Annotated in this window: 17 protein-coding genes; 4 read left to right on the forward strand and 13 right to left on the reverse strand. The window is 34.4% G+C overall.

Annotation, left to right across the window (positions count from 1 at the left end; genetic code table 11):
* Nucleotides 1-27: 27 nt before the first annotated feature.
* From IAE51_RS06675 to pheS, 6 genes are all read right to left on the reverse strand, one after another.
* The gene (locus IAE51_RS06675) at nt 28-285 is read right to left on the reverse strand and encodes a hypothetical protein (protein ID WP_004254880.1); all 258 of its coding nucleotides are present in this window, start codon (nt 283-285) and stop codon (nt 28-30) included.
* Entirely contained in the window at nt 282-542 is a 261-nt protein-coding gene (locus tag IAE51_RS06680; protein ID WP_012898465.1) for a hypothetical protein, read from the reverse strand. The genes IAE51_RS06675 and IAE51_RS06680 overlap by 4 nt, the downstream gene beginning before the upstream one ends.
* The gene (gene rsgA / locus IAE51_RS06685; protein WP_200095044.1) at nt 514-1,437 is read right to left on the reverse strand and encodes a ribosome small subunit-dependent GTPase A; all 924 of its coding nucleotides are present in this window, start codon (nt 1,435-1,437) and stop codon (nt 514-516) included. The genes IAE51_RS06680 and rsgA overlap by 29 nt, the downstream gene beginning before the upstream one ends.
* A 59-nt stretch (nt 1,438-1,496) precedes the next feature.
* Nucleotides 1,497-2,618 carry a 3D domain-containing protein gene (locus IAE51_RS06690; protein ID WP_033900840.1) on the reverse strand — a complete coding sequence of 374 codons (1,122 nt, stop codon included), beginning with the start codon at nt 2,616-2,618 and terminating at the stop codon, nt 1,497-1,499.
* Between the two features lie 226 nt (nt 2,619-2,844).
* The gene (gene pheT / locus IAE51_RS06695) at nt 2,845-5,238 is read right to left on the reverse strand and encodes a phenylalanine--tRNA ligase subunit beta (RefSeq protein ID WP_200095046.1); all 2,394 of its coding nucleotides are present in this window, start codon (nt 5,236-5,238) and stop codon (nt 2,845-2,847) included.
* Nucleotides 5,239-5,274: 36 nt separating this feature from the next.
* Nucleotides 5,275-6,315: a phenylalanine--tRNA ligase subunit alpha gene (gene pheS / locus IAE51_RS06700; RefSeq protein WP_004254858.1), complete on the reverse strand. Its 1,041-nt coding sequence runs from the start codon at nt 6,313-6,315 to the stop codon at nt 5,275-5,277.
* Between the two features lie 453 nt (nt 6,316-6,768).
* Between pheS and IAE51_RS06705 the strand changes: the two genes are divergently transcribed.
* The 4 genes from IAE51_RS06705 (at nt 6,769) to IAE51_RS06720 (ending at nt 10,405) form a co-directional block, all read left to right on the forward strand.
* A complete protein-coding gene (locus IAE51_RS06705) occupies nt 6,769-7,302 on the forward strand; it encodes a phenolic acid decarboxylase (RefSeq protein ID WP_010906203.1) in 534 nt (177 codons plus the stop codon).
* Nucleotides 7,303-7,537: 235 nt separating this feature from the next.
* Nucleotides 7,538-8,077: a PadR family transcriptional regulator gene (locus IAE51_RS06710; RefSeq protein WP_004254847.1), complete on the forward strand. Its 540-nt coding sequence runs from the start codon at nt 7,538-7,540 to the stop codon at nt 8,075-8,077.
* A 167-nt stretch (nt 8,078-8,244) separates the two neighbouring features.
* A complete protein-coding gene (locus IAE51_RS06715) occupies nt 8,245-9,723 on the forward strand; it encodes a glycosyl hydrolase family 18 protein (protein ID WP_012898470.1) in 1,479 nt (492 codons plus the stop codon).
* Between the two features lie 19 nt (nt 9,724-9,742).
* On the forward strand, nt 9,743-10,405 hold the full coding sequence (locus tag IAE51_RS06720; RefSeq protein WP_012898471.1) for a lytic polysaccharide monooxygenase: 663 nt from the start codon (nt 9,743-9,745) through the stop codon (nt 10,403-10,405).
* 42 nt (nt 10,406-10,447) lie between these two features.
* Here the strand turns inward: IAE51_RS06720 and IAE51_RS06725 are convergent, their stop codons facing one another.
* From IAE51_RS06725 to IAE51_RS06755, 7 genes are all read right to left on the reverse strand, one after another.
* Nucleotides 10,448-11,740 (reverse strand): adenylosuccinate synthase, encoded by a 1,293-nt coding sequence (locus tag IAE51_RS06725; protein WP_004254838.1) that lies wholly within the window; start codon nt 11,738-11,740, stop codon nt 10,448-10,450.
* Between the two features lie 272 nt (nt 11,741-12,012).
* Complete coding sequence (locus IAE51_RS06730; RefSeq protein ID WP_200095048.1) at nt 12,013-12,633, reverse strand: CadD family cadmium resistance transporter; 621 nt, start codon at nt 12,631-12,633, stop codon at nt 12,013-12,015.
* 84 nt (nt 12,634-12,717) lie between these two features.
* Nucleotides 12,718-12,876: a hypothetical protein gene (locus IAE51_RS06735; protein ID WP_004254823.1), complete on the reverse strand. Its 159-nt coding sequence runs from the start codon at nt 12,874-12,876 to the stop codon at nt 12,718-12,720.
* 169 nt (nt 12,877-13,045) lie between these two features.
* A complete protein-coding gene (locus IAE51_RS06740; protein ID WP_058204367.1) occupies nt 13,046-13,513 on the reverse strand; it encodes a hypothetical protein in 468 nt (155 codons plus the stop codon).
* 65 nt (nt 13,514-13,578) lie between these two features.
* Nucleotides 13,579-14,256, reverse strand: coding sequence for a hypothetical protein (locus tag IAE51_RS06745; protein WP_200095050.1), 678 nt, complete (start codon nt 14,254-14,256; stop codon nt 13,579-13,581).
* A gap of 90 nt (nt 14,257-14,346) precedes the next feature.
* Entirely contained in the window at nt 14,347-14,844 is a 498-nt protein-coding gene (locus IAE51_RS06750; protein ID WP_058203771.1) for a pyridoxamine 5'-phosphate oxidase family protein, read from the reverse strand.
* Nucleotides 14,845-14,929: 85 nt separating this feature from the next.
* Nucleotides 14,930-15,181, reverse strand: a complete 252-nt coding sequence (locus IAE51_RS06755; RefSeq protein ID WP_057720407.1) for a hypothetical protein — start codon at nt 15,179-15,181, stop codon at nt 14,930-14,932.
* Nucleotides 15,182-15,186 lie beyond the last annotated feature (5 nt).

The following is a 15,186-nucleotide window of genomic DNA, read 5'->3' on the forward strand; positions in this document are numbered from 1 at the left end:
TAATTTATCTTTTGAAACTAAAAACACTTATTCACCACTATTTTCTGATGAATCATCATGAAGTTCTTCTTTAATAATTGTTTTCCAAGATTCACCCTCACGTTTATGCTCTACAACTGTTGCCGCACGAACTCCAAGCATAATTGCTAAGCCTAAAGCAATGACGGTCAAGAAATTCATCACAAAGGCCAGACTTCCACTTTTGAAGACAAACATTTCTAAGATTTGGCAAATAAGCGCAAAAATAACCGCTAAAAAGGCTTCTGTTTTCAATCGTTTTTTCATTTTTCTTTGTCCTGTGAACTCTCTAAATCTTTTTTATCCTCTTTGGGCTGATTAGTTAATCCAAAAAAGACACGGTTTAACCAAAAAATAACAAAGAAAGTTGCAATAACCAAGAGGATAAATACAATAATCATCATTGTTTTTGACAAATCATTTTTAAAATAAATCGCTAAAATCCATGCTAAAACAAGGGCAAAAAAACCAGCTTGTTTTAACCAAATATTATCTTTAGCCCTGTTTTTTTCGTTTTTTCTCATAAGTTTCCCTCGTGTGATTAATTTCATCTAAAATCTGTAAATAATTATCATAGCGGCTCTCTAAAATTTCATGATTTTCTAGTGCCAGCTTGACTGCACAGCTGGGTTCATGCGTATGTGTACATTCGCGAAACTTGCAATCATGACTGATTCTTAAAATTTCAGGAAAAGCAGCATTTAAATCCGGCTGATTCGTCACTTCATAGTCTAGACTAGAAAATCCTGGTGTGTCAGCAATTAAGCCACCAGCCAATTCAAAAAATTCAACATGACGTGTCGTATGACGCCCACGTCCCAGTTTTTCTGAAGTTTCTCCCGTTGCCAGTTGCATTTCTGGTGCAATTTTATTTAGCAAAGTAGTCTTACCCGCGCCAGTTTGACCCATAAAGACAGTTACTTTTCCCGCTAAATTACTGACCAAATGCTTAGCATCAAAAAAAACATCATAACCAATTTGTTCATAATCACTTTTTATCTGTTCATAATCTGTCAGCTGATCAAAAGTCTTTTTATTCTTATCTGAACCTTCCTGCATCTCTGTCAGTAAATCCAACTTAGAAATGTAAATCATCGGGTGAATATTTTTATGCTCTAAAAAAACCAAAAAGCGGTCTAATAAATTCAAACTAAAATTTGGGCTCACTGTTGACATAATAATCACAGCTTGATCAATATTAGCAATAGATGGTCGAATTAAAGAATTTTTTCGCTCACCAATTTTTAAAATATAACCTTCTGAATTTTCCTCAGTAGAAAATTCAACAAAATCTCCCACAACAGGTTTCATCCCTTTTTTTCTGAAATTACCACGCGCACGCGTCTGATAAACTTCACCTTCTGATTCTACATCATAAAAGCCTGCCAAAGATTTGACAATACGTCCATTTTTTATCATGTTCTCATTATACCAAAAAAAGGCTTCACTGTAAGCCTTTCATTATTTTTTAAAGTTTATTAACTCAAAACAGTGATTTGAATATTTTTCCGTCCCCAAGCAATTGCTTGGTCATTAGTTGGAAAATGGACATCAATGATATTCCCAATAATTGCTCCCCCAGTATCACCAGCAATTGCAATTCCATATCCTGGAACTTCAACAAGAGAATTCAAAGGAATAACACTTGGGTCAACCGCAATACAAATTGGATTTTTACTTAAATCAATTCCCGTTGCTGTAATCCCATTCAAAGCATAAGCCGTTGCTTCTACATTTAAAGTACGACCACCAGAAGTTGTTGTAGATGAGCCATTGTTAGCACCATCCGTTCCTTTATCGCTTGAAGCCTGTGAACTTTGAGAACTTGATGAGCTTGAGTTTTGAGTACTTGACGAACTTGATGAAGTCTTAGCCTTCTCTTGCTCCGCTTTAGCTTTAACCTCAGCTACCGATTTAGCCAATGCTTCATCGCGAGCTTTTTGTTCTGCTGCTGCTTTTTCTTGCATTTCACTCAAAAGTTGTTTATTAGAACTAATTTTATCCTTAAGCGATGAAATACTACTTTGCAAGCTATCTACTTGTCCTTGATAGTCATTTTGGTTTTTCACAAGAGATTCTTGCGTTTCTTCCAATTTAACTTTCATTGTTTTAAGTGAAGCTTCTTTTTCTATCAAAGATTTAGCTTGGTCAGCCTCGGCTGTCAAAACTACATTCAGATTGGTCAAACGTGTAATCATCTCTGAGAGATTTTTTGATGACGCAACGACATCAATATATGAGAACGTAGCCCCACCATTTGATTGTACTGCCCGCATTTGTTTTGCGACAGAAGCCTTGAGTTGAACAATATCATTTTCAGTTTCAGCAATTTTGCCTTCATATTCTGTGATTTTGCTCTTTGACTGCTTAACTTTTTCTTGAGCTTCTTGCGCTTGACTATAAATCTTATTCGCCTGCGCTAATTTGCTATCGAGTTCTGTTTGGAAGTTTGTAAGTTCTTGGTTGACTTCCGTTTGAGAGCTCTCAGCATTTACCTTTGTTACTCCTAAGAGATTAGATGGTAGTACTGACAAAATCATCAGTAAAGCTCCCACAAGTATTCCAACTTGTTTTATTTTTTTAGGAATTAAATTCTTCATACTTTGTCTATTCTAACATATCCCCTCAGGATTTTAATTGCAATATCTTTACTAACATTAACATAATTTTAAAATAAATACAAAACGACACTTCCACAAGAGCCTTTTGATTTACTGAAAGCAAATTTTCATTCGCTTCTTTATTATTTATTTGCAAAAAAATCTCTATCAGTAAAATACCAATAGAGATTTTTACTGACAGTTTTTTTGTCAGTACTTTTTCAAATTAACGGATTTCTATATCCAATTTTTCCACAAGATTTTTTGTAATTTTATTGACCGCAGCCGTAATTTCATCATCTGTCATTGTATTTTCAGCAGGTTGGAAAGTGAGACTGTAAGCCATTGATTTCTTACCAGCCGGTAAGTTTTTGCCTTGATAAATATCAAATAACTCAACTTGGCTAAGTGTTTTGACACGACTTGATTTAATGACAGAAACAATTTGTGCATGTGTCACTTCAGCATCAATCAAAAGTGCGATATCACGGTGAACAGCTTGAACTTTCGGAATGTCAGTAAAGATAGTTTGAGCTGGTAATTCTTCAAGCATCACTTGCATATCAAGACCAGCAACATAAGTTTCTGCAATATCGTATTTTTTAGCTGTCGCCGGATGAATTTGTCCTACAAAACCAGCCACACGACCATTAATTTTAATGACAGCAGTCCGTCCTGGGTGCATCGCTGCTTGATTATTGCTTGGAATAAATTCTACTTCTTTGTATGCTTCGAGAAGGTTTTCCACAATTCCCTTAGCATAGTAGAAATCAACAGGAACAGCTTGCCCATTATATGATTTATCCACAACATTTCCAGAAATAGCAAAAGCAAGGTTTGGTACTTCTATCGGACGAATATCATCTGGATTTGGTAAGAAAATATTGCCAATTTCATAAATTGCCACATCAGCATTTTTACGATTCTGATTGTAATTTACAATATCCAAAAGTCCTGGAATCATGTTTGCACGAAGTGTTTGACGATCTTCGGTCATTGGCATCATAAGCGTTGTTGTTTCAAGCTGACCCACAAATTCAGTTGCTTTTTCTGGAGTTACAAGCGAATAACCAATAACTTCATTAAGCCCTGAACTTTCGAGACCTGTTCGCACCGTACGACGGAATTTTTGCATTTGAGTCAATTCCCCAGCATTTTGTGAGGAAGGCAAAGTACTTGGCAAATTATCATAGCCATAAATACGAGCTACTTCTTCAACTAAATCAGCTTCAATATGAATATCCCAACGACGTGATGGGATTTCACAAGTAAATTTTTCACCCTCAACTTCAACCCCAAAGCCAAGTTGAACAAAAATTTTTTCCACAGTCTCAAGAGATAAATCTGTTCCCAAAGCACTATTAACACGACTCAAAGTAATTGATACTTTTGGCAAAATAGGTTGATAATCATTTGATTCAACAACACCTGAAAGAACTTTTCCACCAGCCAATTCAACTATCATTGCTGCTGCAAAATCAAGTGCCTCACGAACCGTTCCTTCATTAATTCCTTTTTCAAAACGACTTGATGCTTCCGAACGCAAAGCAAATTTTTGAGAAGTTTTACGAATTGAAGTCCCATCAAATAGAGCCGCTTCAAGGGCAACACTTGTTGTTTCGTCAGTAATTTCACTATCAGCGCCACCCATAACACCACCAAGCGCTACAGGAAGTCCATTTGCGGTAACCACAATATCAGAATCATCTAATTCACGTTCAACATGGTCTAAGGTTGTCATTTTTTCACCAGCCTTAGCTTGACGAACCAAAATTTCATCAGAACCAAATTTAGAAAAATCAAAACTATGCAAAGGTTGACCAAAAGCCATCAAAACATAATTCGTCACATCCACTACATTGTTGATTGGTTTCACACCAGCATTCATCAAACGGTTTTGCAACCATTGTGGTGATTTAGCAATCTTAACCCCTTCAATCAAACGAATTTTATATGTTGGAACCTTATCTGTTTCAACTTTTACTGCAATTTTACTTGCTGCTGATTCAGAAGCTTCTACTAAATCTTTCTTTTCTAATTGAACTGGTAAACCATAAATAGCACCAACTTCCCAAGCTGCCCCATGCATTGACAAAGCATCCGCACGGTTTGGTGTAATTGATAATTCAATGATTTCATCATCCATATCAAGATAAGAGAAAATACTATCACCAACTTTAGCATCCACTGGCATTTCAAAAATACCATCCTCATGCTTCATTGGATTAATTTTTTCATCAATCCCAATTTCATCAAGCGCACAGAGCATCCCGAGAGATTCAACTCCTCGAATTTTACCTTTTTTGATTTTATAATTATCAGCAATTCGAGCACCCACAAGTGCTACAATTACTTTCATACCCACACGAACATTTGGCGCACCACAAACAATTTGCAATGATTCTTCAGCTCCAACATTCACTTGTGTGATGTGTAAGTGTGTGTCAGGAATATCTTCACTTGATAAAATTTCTCCCACAACAAGTTTTGACAAACCTTCCATTGGACTTGTCACGCCTTCAACCTCAATCCCAGACGTTGACATCTTTTGTTCTAATTCAGCCGATGTCGCTCTAAGATTAGGCACCAACTCTTTTAACCATTTATATGATACTTGCATTTTATTTCACTTTCTATTCACAGTTTTTTGACTTTTTTATTTTCCAAATTGCTCCAAGAATCGTACGTCCCCTTGATAGAATCCACGAATATCATTGATTCCATAACGGAGCATCGCAATACGTTCTTGACCAAGCCCGAAAGCAAAACCAGAATAAACTGAAGAATCTAAACCAGACATTTCAAGCACATTGGGATGGACCATACCTGCACCAAGAATTTCAATCCAGCCGGTATGTTTGCAGACGTTACAGCCTTTTCCGCCACATTTGAAACAAGAAATATCAACCTCAACAGAAGGTTCAGTAAATGGGAAATAACTTGGACGCCAGCGTAATTCACGGTCTTGACCAAACATTTTTTTCATGACAAGGTCAAGCGTTCCTTTAAGGTCTGCCATTGTGATATTTTTATCTACAACCAAACCTTCAATTTGATGAAATTGGTGGCTGTGAGTGGCATCATCTGTATCACGACGATAAACACGACCAGGAGCAATCATGCGTAAACCCCCTTTAGAGAAATCATGAGCATCCATTGTCCGAGCTTGCATAGGTGAAGTATGCGTACGAAGTAAAACTTCATTAGTGATATAGAAGGTATCTTGCATATCACGAGCTGGATGATCTTTTGGAAGATTCATTCGCTCAAAATTATAATGGTCCGTTTCCACTTCATAGCCATCAACAATTTCATAACCCATTCCAAGGAAAATTTCTTCAATTTCTTCTTGCGTTTGAGTTAAGATATGGCGACTTCCTTTTTTCTGAGCTTTTCCTGGCAAAGTCACATCCAAAGTTTCTGATTCTAAAGCGGCATTCATTACTGCTTGTTCAATTTCCACTTTTTTAGCTTCAAATTTTGCCCCAAACTCATCACGAAAAGCATTGGCAAGTGCGCCAATAACTGGACGTTCTTCATTAGTCAGGTCTTTCATCCCTTTCAGAATTTCAGTCAATTCACCCTTTTTACCAAGCATCACAGTTCTTAAATTATTCAGTGTTTTTTCATCAGCAACAGAGAGTAAGTCAGACAAAGTCCGCTTGCGAAGGTCTTCAATTTTTTCTTGTAAGTTCATTTTTATCCTTTCAACTTATGAAAAATATATATTTGTTATTAAAAAGAGATTTGAGTCAGATTTAATAGAAAATAAAAAATACCACAACTCTCATCTCCAAAGGAGCGAAAGCCGCGGTACCATCCTATTTTATCACTTAATTTAATTATTTAATTCACACAAAAGCCTACCTTTTAGACTATCACTCTAAATCATAGATTAAAAATAGCTTTCTTTAGTAAGGTGAACTTCAATTGCAATTCCATATTGTGGCTTTCAGTCGGTGACCACAATTCCCTCAAATTTCATAGACAATCTACTCTTCTTACATCTATGCTTAATTTTATCACTTTCATAAGATTTGTCAACTTTAAGAAAGTGTATTTTTTTATCTTGACAAAACAAAAAACGTATTTTATAATAAATATATATTTAAAACATGTTTATAAAACATGTTTAGAAAGAAGGAATTTAATGAAAACATTTAAAAGCTTAGAAGATTTTGTCGGAACACACTTTATCTATACCTATGATAATGGTTGGGAATATGAACTTTACGTCAAAAACGACCATACCATTGATTACCGTATCCATGGCGGAATGGTCGCTGGCCGATGGGTCAAAGACCAAGAAGTTTCATTAGTGATGTTAACCGAAGGGATTTATAAAATTACATGGACAGAACCTACTGGTACTGATGTTGCCTTAGATTTTCTTCCAAATGAAGGAAAATTACATGGCATGATTTTCTTCCCGAAATGGGTAGAAGAACACCCAGAAATCACTGTCTGCTTCCAAAATGATTTTATTGACTTAATGCATGAGTCTCGCGAAAAATATGAAACTTATCCTAAATATTTAGTCCCAGAATTTGCAAAAATCACTTATGCTGCTGAAGCAGGTAAAGATAATGACGATGTCGTCGCACAAGCTCCTTACAAAGAAATGACAAATGATATTCGTAACGGAAAATACTTTGACCAAAATTATAAAATGATTAAGCATTAATTTTCAAGTCAAAAATAATAAAGAAGAGACAAATAATATTTAATTTGTCTCTTCTTTATTTGAGAAATCAATAGAATACCATCTTATCAACATTAAATAATTATCAATTTAGATTTCCTTAAATTTCGTTATATATAATAGAATAGACAGTTTTTTAAAAATGAAGTTTAAATTCTACATCAAAAATTTACAATTTACTATTTTTTGTGTATCATGGAAATAAAGGAGAAAAAATATGAGCCATAGAGATAAATTATCTTATATTATACTTGGACTTTTAAAGACCGAACCATTAAGTGGTTATGACCTTAAGAAAAAGTTTGAAAGTGAAGTCGGTGAATTTTGGCAAGCCAACACAGGGCAAATTTATCCTTCACTTAGAGTATTATTAAACGATCAAGCCGTTACTTTTGATGTACACATTGTAGGTGAAAAGTTAGAGAAAAAAACCTATCAAATTACTCCAAAAGGAATCGAACTATTTAACGAGTGGTTAAAACACCCTGTTGACCGCTATCCAATTCAAAAAGATGAATTCATGCTCCGCCTTTATTTTCTTGATGACAAAAATGAAGAAAATCTCCAAAAACTAATTGAAGAAGAAAGTATTGTCCACCAGAAAAAACTGGAATATCTGATTAAACGTCAAAAAGACCTCTTTGGTGAAGATGAAAAAAATAAAAAAAGTGGCCACTATTTGGTTTTAGATTTTGCTATTCAAAGAGAAACTTTTAAAAAAGAATGGTTAGATTCTTTACTTAAAGATTTAAAATAAGAAAAACACTAATATTTTATGAATATTAGTGTTTTTTTATCCTTCAAAAATAATTATTTTATAAACCTTTTTATTTTTAGTTAAGGAAAAAAATTGTTAAAATAAAGTTAGCGCTTACAGAACAAGGTTCCGGAATCTTTAAAATCACTATTGTTTAGGAGATATTTATGATTTCAGTGAAAAAACGTAGAGAAATTAAGGCTTTTTTGGTAACAGCATCTATAGGAATTGTTGTATTAGGAGGGCAACAAGTCTTAGCAGATGCAGCTAGTGAAATGGTCAATCCAAAAGATAAAGTGCTTGTAGGTTATTGGCACAATTGGAAATCAACAGGAAAAGATGGTTATAAAGGAGGAAGTTCTGCTGACTTCAATCTTTCAAGTACACAAGAAGGCTACAATGTAATTAATGTTTCCTTTATGAAAACACCTGAAGGACAAACCCTTCCCACTTTCAAGCCTTATAACAAAACCGATACTGAATTCAGAGCCGAAATTTCAAAATTAAATGCCGAAGGTAAGAGCGTCTTAATCGCTTTAGGAGGAGCTGACGCTCATATTGAATTAAAGAAAAGTCAGGAAAGTGATTTTGTTAATGAAATCATTCGTCTTGTAGATACTTACGGCTTTGATGGATTAGATATTGATTTAGAACAGGCTGCAATTGAAGCAGCAGATAATCAAACTGTTATCCCATCCGCTTTAAAAAAAGTTAAAGACCATTATCGAAAAGATGGTAAAAACTTTATGATTACGATGGCTCCAGAATTTCCTTATTTAACAAGTTCAGGAAAATATGCACCATATATCAACAATTTAGATTCGTACTATGATTTCATCAATCCTCAATACTATAATCAAGGAGGAGATGGTTTCTGGGATAGTGATTTAAATATGTGGATTTCTCAATCAAATGACGAAAAAAAAGAAGATTTTCTCTATGGTTTAACTCAACGTCTCGTAACAGGAACAGATGGGTTTATTAAAATCCCAGCCAGTAAATTCGTTATTGGTCTACCATCTAATAATGACGCTGCTGCAACAGGTTATGTGAAAGACCCCAATGCCGTAAAAAATGCATTGAATCGCTTAAAAGCTTCTGGTAACGAAATAAAAGGTTTAATGACTTGGTCAGTAAATTGGGATGCTGGAACCAATTCAAATGGCGAAAAATATAATAATACTTTTGTAAATACATACGCCCCAATGCTCTTTAACAATCAACCGATTGAAGATACTGAAAAACCAACCTTGCCCACAATTTCAATTAGTAATGTGACTGCTTCTACTGCCACGATTCAAGGAAAATCTACAGACAATGTTCGCATTGATCACTATGAAATTAAGATTGGTACTCAATCATTTAAAAGTACTTCCGGCTTACAAGATGTGACGGGATTATCCAAAAAAACTGAATACAATGTTGAAATTGTAGCAGTTGACCCTTCAGGTAATCGTTCTGATACGGCCAGAGCTACATTTATGACACTGGACACATCAGCGGAAAATAATACTTGGCAAAAGGATAAAGTTTATGTTCAAGGTGATCGTGTTACTTTTAATGGAGTAAATTATGAAGCAAAATGGTGGAATACTGGCCAACAACCTGACCAATCAGGAGATTTTGGTCCATGGAAAAAGCTATAAATAGGAGAGGAATAAATTTATGAAAAAACTACTTACTGGTTTATTAGTTGCTGCAGGTCTACTCAGTGTCTCCCTTTTAATTAAAACAGATACTGTATCAGCTCATGGTTATGTTCAATCACCACCAGCCAGAGGCTATCAAGGACAATTAGATTCTCAAAGTTTAGGTTGGACCGCCGCTTTTAACATTTATGGAAATGTTATTAGTAACCCACAATCTTTAGAAGCACCTAAAGGCTTCCCGGTGTCTGGTCCCGCTGATGGTCGGATTGCTTCTGCAAATGGAGGCTTAGGGCAAATAGGCGACTTTGTTCTAGATAATCAAACTAGTTCACGCTGGAAAAAAACATCTATTAGTACAGGTTCTAACATCTTCACTTGGAAATACACTGCACCTCATAAAACAACTAAGTGGCACTACTATATGACCAAAACAGGTTGGGACCAAAATGCACCTTTAAAACGTTCAGAATTAGAACTTATAGGAACAATCAATCACGATGGGTCTCCTGCAACAAATAATCTCTCACATACGATTAACATTCCAACTGATCGATCTGGATATCACATTGTTTTGGCTGTCTGGGATGTAGCTGATACTTCTAATGCCTTTTATAATGTAATTGATGTCAACGTCAATAATAAAAACTCTAGTTCACAAGTCTTTGGACCCTTCTTGTAAACAAAAAAAGTCAGAGCATGCTCTGGCTTTTTTATTTTGACTTTATACGCCCCAAACTGATTCTAAAACATTAGTTTGTTCACGACCAGGACCTACTGAGAAAGTCGAGATACGTACGCCAACTAGTTCACCAACCCGACGAACATAGTTACGAGCAGCTTCTGGTAACTCTTCTAAAGTTCGGCATGAAGTAATATCTTCAGACCATCCTGGCAATTCTTCATAGATTGGTTTGCAATCTGCTAATTCCTTAAGTGATGCTGGATAATGAGTAATTTGTTCACCATTACTACGTTCGTAAGCAACACAAATTTTTACTGTTTCAAGTCCTGAGAGAACGTCAATTGAATTCAAGCTAAGATTTGTCAAGCCAGAAACACGTTTTGCATGACGCATTACGACTGAGTCAAACCAACCAACACGACGTGGACGTCCTGTTGTTGTTCCATATTCATGTCCTACTTCACGAATTTGATGTCCAACTTCATCAAAAAGTTCTGTTGGGAATGGACCATCACCCACACGTGAAGTATAGGCTTTACAAACACCAACAACTTTTGAAATTTTTGATGGACCCACACCAGAGCCAATTGTTACCCCACCAGCTACTGGGTTTGATGAAGTTACAAATGGATATGTTCCTTGGTCAATATCAAGCATTACCCCTTGCGCTCCTTCAAAAAGGACACGTTTTCCTGCATCAAGGGCATCATTCAAGATAACTGAAGTATCTGTCACATATTTTTTAAGTTGTTGACCGTATTCATAGTATTCTTCAAATATTTCTTCAAATTCGATTGGTTCTGAATCATACATTTTTACAAATTCACGGTTTTTAGCTTCAAGGTTTGTACGTAAACGTTCCTCAAAGATTTCTTTGTCAAGTAAGTCTGCAACACGAATTCCGACACGAGCTGCTTTATCCATATAGGCTGGACCAATCCCTTTAATGGTTGTCCCAATCTTCTTATCGCCTTTGGCTTCTTCTTGAAGGAAGTCTAATTTTTTATGGTAAGGCAAGATAACATGTGCACGGTCTGAAATACGTAAACTCTCTGCAGAAACTCCATTTTCAGCGAGATAAGCGATTTCTTCAATCAGTGATTTTGGGTTAACAACGACACCATTCCCAATAACGGAAATCTTTTCAGGGAAGAAAATTCCTGATGGAATAAGGTGAAGTTTGAACTTTTTGCCGTCGATGACGATGGTATGACCTGCATTGTCTCCCCCTTGATAACGGGCAATAACTTCTGCATTTGAGCTTAGGAAATCTGTAATTTTACCTTTTCCTTCGTCTCCCCATTGCGTTCCGACAACTACTACTGATGGCATAATATTCTCCTTTTGGATAGTTTTGACTATCCACTTTTCTTAAAATATTTTGCACGCTCCAAGTTCGCTTGGCTGGCATTTCTAAAAAACTTCTTCAACTTTTGAACTAATTTATCAAAAGTAAAAGATAAATCATTTCTTGAAAGCTCCTATCGCACTATTTTTTATTTTATCAAAAAACATCAAGATTTACTTAAAAAATCCTGATGCTTTTGATTAAATCTAAATTATCGTTCGGAAATACGGAACTTTTTTAATCTTTAAATTATGTTTTACAAAAAACTGAGAATTTTGGAGACTGTTCCACTTTCTAGTAAAACCATTATTCCAAGTACTATATAAACAAAAGCAAGAATCCAACGACTGTATTTTTCTAAAACGTCATGAAGGTGAGGAATTTTTGCAATTGTTTTTCCAAGAAGCCCTAAAATTAATATGTTTAAGGCAAAAATTATTATAGATAATAGCAAATTATTTGCTGACAGTGTCATAAAAAATGGAGTAAACAAAGCAATGTTATCCGCTCCACAACTCGCAAAAGAAATGATAATAACAGTTCCAAGCAAGCTTTTATTTTTCCTTTTTTGTAGCAATTCATCTAATTCTTCATCGTCATCATCATCCCCAAGGAATAAATATTTTATTCCTAGTCCTAAAGGAATCAGGCCCAGTAAACCCAAAATCCACTCTTCTGGAACAAGTTTTAGGATGACCGCAAAAAATAAACTGACCACTACAAGTGCAAAAGAACCAATTATTTGTCCCAAAGTAATAGATAAATGACTTTTTTTATCAAAACGAACATATAATATTGCTAGTAATATAAGTAAATCTAGGGCTGTTGCCCAGTAGATAACCGTTGAATTTATTATAACCGAAAACATATTAACCATTTTCTAACCTCTCAAAGCTATTGAGGATGAGCTTTTTCATTATTTTACTAAATAAAAAGCTATAAGCATATGACATTTGAGTTATTAATTTAGTGAAAGAAGCGAGATATTTTTTTCTTCAACTACTTTTAATTGACCATTTTCCAATTTTACAATACAGCTATGTTGATAATTTGATTCATCACCAAATATAACGGTAGCTTTCTGTCCATCAGCTAAGATGATGATGTCGCCTTTTTTCATGTTCTAAATTCTTTCTATTTTATAAAAATGGATTTTATCCAGTTGGATGATAGATTACATTTATCTTGAGATTATAGTTTGCACCCTAATACAAGTTTTAATATTTTAGCAAAATAAGCTATATTTTTTCGAATTATTAGTGCTAATTGTCTTAGAAAACTTTATTTTCTCAATCATTTATCGGAAATGCATCCATAGATTTTAGAGAACGAGCAACTGGGACAATTCTTTTACTTTTTTGTTGACTTTTAAAACCTAGAGTAATTTCAGAATTATCGTTAGGCAGCTTCTTAGCAATTTTAGAAACTATTTTTTGCAGGACTATAATTTTACTTTGTGCATAAGAATCCCCCATTTGTGAATCTATATTTATATTAAATAGCCTTTTTGAATCTCTTTCTTTTTTTGGATAAACTTCAATCATATCTCCTTTAGAAATATCTGCATTTGTCACATTATGAACGACTTTATAGCTCCATTCATAATTATCAAAAGTAAGCTTCGAATCCCCTTTAACAGCAAGTTCTGATCTTAAATCTGAAATTACTGAATCGTACTTGCTATTTTTATTCTTTGAGCATGACGATAGTGTTAATATTACAAGAAAAGTAAGACCCCATAAGATAATTTTTTTCATAACTACTCCTAGTTGTTAAACTCTTATTCCATGTCAATTTGTTTTTTTATTTTGTGATTGAAAAATTATGAATCTTGAGGAAATGTCCAATTTTTAGTGGTTGAATTATAATATGTTCTTGCCTCATTTATTATATTATCAAAAGTAGGAAGTCCTAATCCTCCATTTTGATAATGAGCTTCAGTATAAGCTCTTAAATGTTCAGGGAGTATTTTTTTTACTTTGTTTTCAATCGTTTCTGTACACTGCTTATAATCGCTATCATATTTTTCTTGAAACTGACTGTCACTATAACTTATTTTTGGTTCAGCATACATGGTAATGATATCTCGCAACATTTGTCTATGCCAAGCCTCTTTCTCAAGTTCAATAAATTTATATCCTTCTTCAAGTTTCTCCTGATCTTCTTGTGATAATTTTGATGAATCTTTGTAATCAATTGAAGAACCAGTATCTGTAGACTCCCTTTCTTTTTTGGAAGATTGAGAAGTGCTACTAGCAAAACTTGCTTGTGAACTCTTTGGACTGGGATAGAAAAAGATCGTTAATAAAATTCCTATCGCAAATATTAAAAGACTCACAATAACAGTTCCTAAAACAAGCACTATTTTTTTATTAGAGTTTGGAACACTAGACTCCTCGCGTACCAAGCCTAGTGAAAGAGCCTTTTCATAGTCTTCTTCATTAGGCTCACGCCCATTTACATTTTTAAAGGATTTCTCCCACTCCTTTTTTCTAATCATTTTCTATTCCAAATTTTCATAATTTATATAAAATCATTCTCTTTTAAAGAACATTTTTATGTAGCTTAACAATATAAGTCCGAAAAATTTCTAATTTTTTTTCTCAGGATGGATATTTTGTTTTACAGTATATGAGTCCAATTCAATTTTTATTACTCCAACTCGCTCTAACATTTTTTCTGGCATGGGGTCGTATTCTTTTCCTTTTGCTGCATGCTCCATTAAAAGCTCCAATGCCACCCTCTTTTCGTCCAAATTTTCTAGCATTTCTGCTTTTCCAAAACCAATCAAACTTTGATAGGCGTAAGAATAAGTTGAAGCATTTTTATTTCCTTCGATTAGCTTATGATGACTATCCATTTCGATAGCAACTAAAGGATTTTTTTCTAGCATTGATACTTTCTTTCCTTCTTTTGCTCCATGAACATATAGTGTTAGTTGATCATTATTATCCCAAGAATAGCCGAAATTTACTGGTACTACATAGGGGTAAATTTCTCCATTTATGGCCAGACGAACGACTTGTACTTCTTCAACCAGTTTTTTAATTAGCTCAATATCTGTAACCTGTCTTTTAGCTCTTCTCATATCCATTTTTATTATCCTTTACTTCTGTATTTGTTCAATTAATTTATATTAAGTTTTTACATATGATTATTTTAAAATACCATTCTCAGGGCTTACTTATCCAACGAATCCATTCGGGCAAAGCTTCTTTTTTAGGCTTGTAACCTTTCTTAAACATCGTATAAAAATATTCTTTATTAAGACGTTCAAATCTATCTAAAAATGATTCATCTACATTTTCATTTTTACGAACTGCATTGATAAAAGCAGTTAAAATAATTGCTATGACTAGTCCTATATAAATTAATATAAAAAAAGCAATAAATATTAATATTGGTCCAAGTGGTACAGTTCGCATAATTC

Source organism: Lactococcus sp. S64, assembly GCF_016516525.1.
Classification (GTDB): Bacteria; Bacillota; Bacilli; order Lactobacillales; family Streptococcaceae; genus Lactococcus; species Lactococcus lactis.

Bases quoted from the DNA above. Each gene is read 5' to 3' on its own strand.
- pheT (WP_200095046.1), bottom strand. From the start codon at position 5,238: ATGCAAGTATCATATAAATGGTTAAAAGAGTTGGTGCCTAATCTTAGA.
- rsgA (WP_200095044.1), bottom strand. From the start codon at position 1,437: ATGATAAAAAATGGACGTATTGTCAAATCTTTGGCAGGCTTTTATGAT.
- IAE51_RS06680 (WP_012898465.1), bottom strand. From the start codon at position 542: ATGAGAAAAAACGAAAAAAACAGGGCTAAAGATAATATTTGGTTAAAA.
- IAE51_RS06735 (WP_004254823.1), bottom strand. From the start codon at position 12,876: ATGAAAAAAGGCGACATCATCATCTTAGCTGATGGACAGAAAGCTACC.
- IAE51_RS06730 (WP_200095048.1), bottom strand. From the start codon at position 12,633: ATGGTTAATATGTTTTCGGTTATAATAAATTCAACGGTTATCTACTGG.
- IAE51_RS06725 (WP_004254838.1), bottom strand. From the start codon at position 11,740: ATGCCATCAGTAGTAGTTGTCGGAACGCAATGGGGAGACGAAGGAAAA.
- IAE51_RS06720 (WP_012898471.1), top strand. From the start codon at position 9,743: ATGAAAAAACTACTTACTGGTTTATTAGTTGCTGCAGGTCTACTCAGT.
- IAE51_RS06705 (WP_010906203.1), top strand. From the start codon at position 6,769: ATGAAAACATTTAAAAGCTTAGAAGATTTTGTCGGAACACACTTTATC.
- IAE51_RS06710 (WP_004254847.1), top strand. From the start codon at position 7,538: ATGAGCCATAGAGATAAATTATCTTATATTATACTTGGACTTTTAAAG.
- IAE51_RS06745 (WP_200095050.1), bottom strand. From the start codon at position 14,256: ATGATTAGAAAAAAGGAGTGGGAGAAATCCTTTAAAAATGTAAATGGG.
- IAE51_RS06690 (WP_033900840.1), bottom strand. From the start codon at position 2,618: ATGAAGAATTTAATTCCTAAAAAAATAAAACAAGTTGGAATACTTGTG.
- IAE51_RS06740 (WP_058204367.1), bottom strand. From the start codon at position 13,513: ATGAAAAAAATTATCTTATGGGGTCTTACTTTTCTTGTAATATTAACA.
- IAE51_RS06715 (WP_012898470.1), top strand. From the start codon at position 8,245: ATGATTTCAGTGAAAAAACGTAGAGAAATTAAGGCTTTTTTGGTAACA.
- pheS (WP_004254858.1), bottom strand. From the start codon at position 6,315: ATGAACTTACAAGAAAAAATTGAAGACCTTCGCAAGCGGACTTTGTCT.
- IAE51_RS06750 (WP_058203771.1), bottom strand. From the start codon at position 14,844: ATGAGAAGAGCTAAAAGACAGGTTACAGATATTGAGCTAATTAAAAAA.
- IAE51_RS06675 (WP_004254880.1), bottom strand. From the start codon at position 285: ATGAAAAAACGATTGAAAACAGAAGCCTTTTTAGCGGTTATTTTTGCG.
- IAE51_RS06755 (WP_057720407.1), bottom strand. From the start codon at position 15,181: ATGCGAACTGTACCACTTGGACCAATATTAATATTTATTGCTTTTTTT.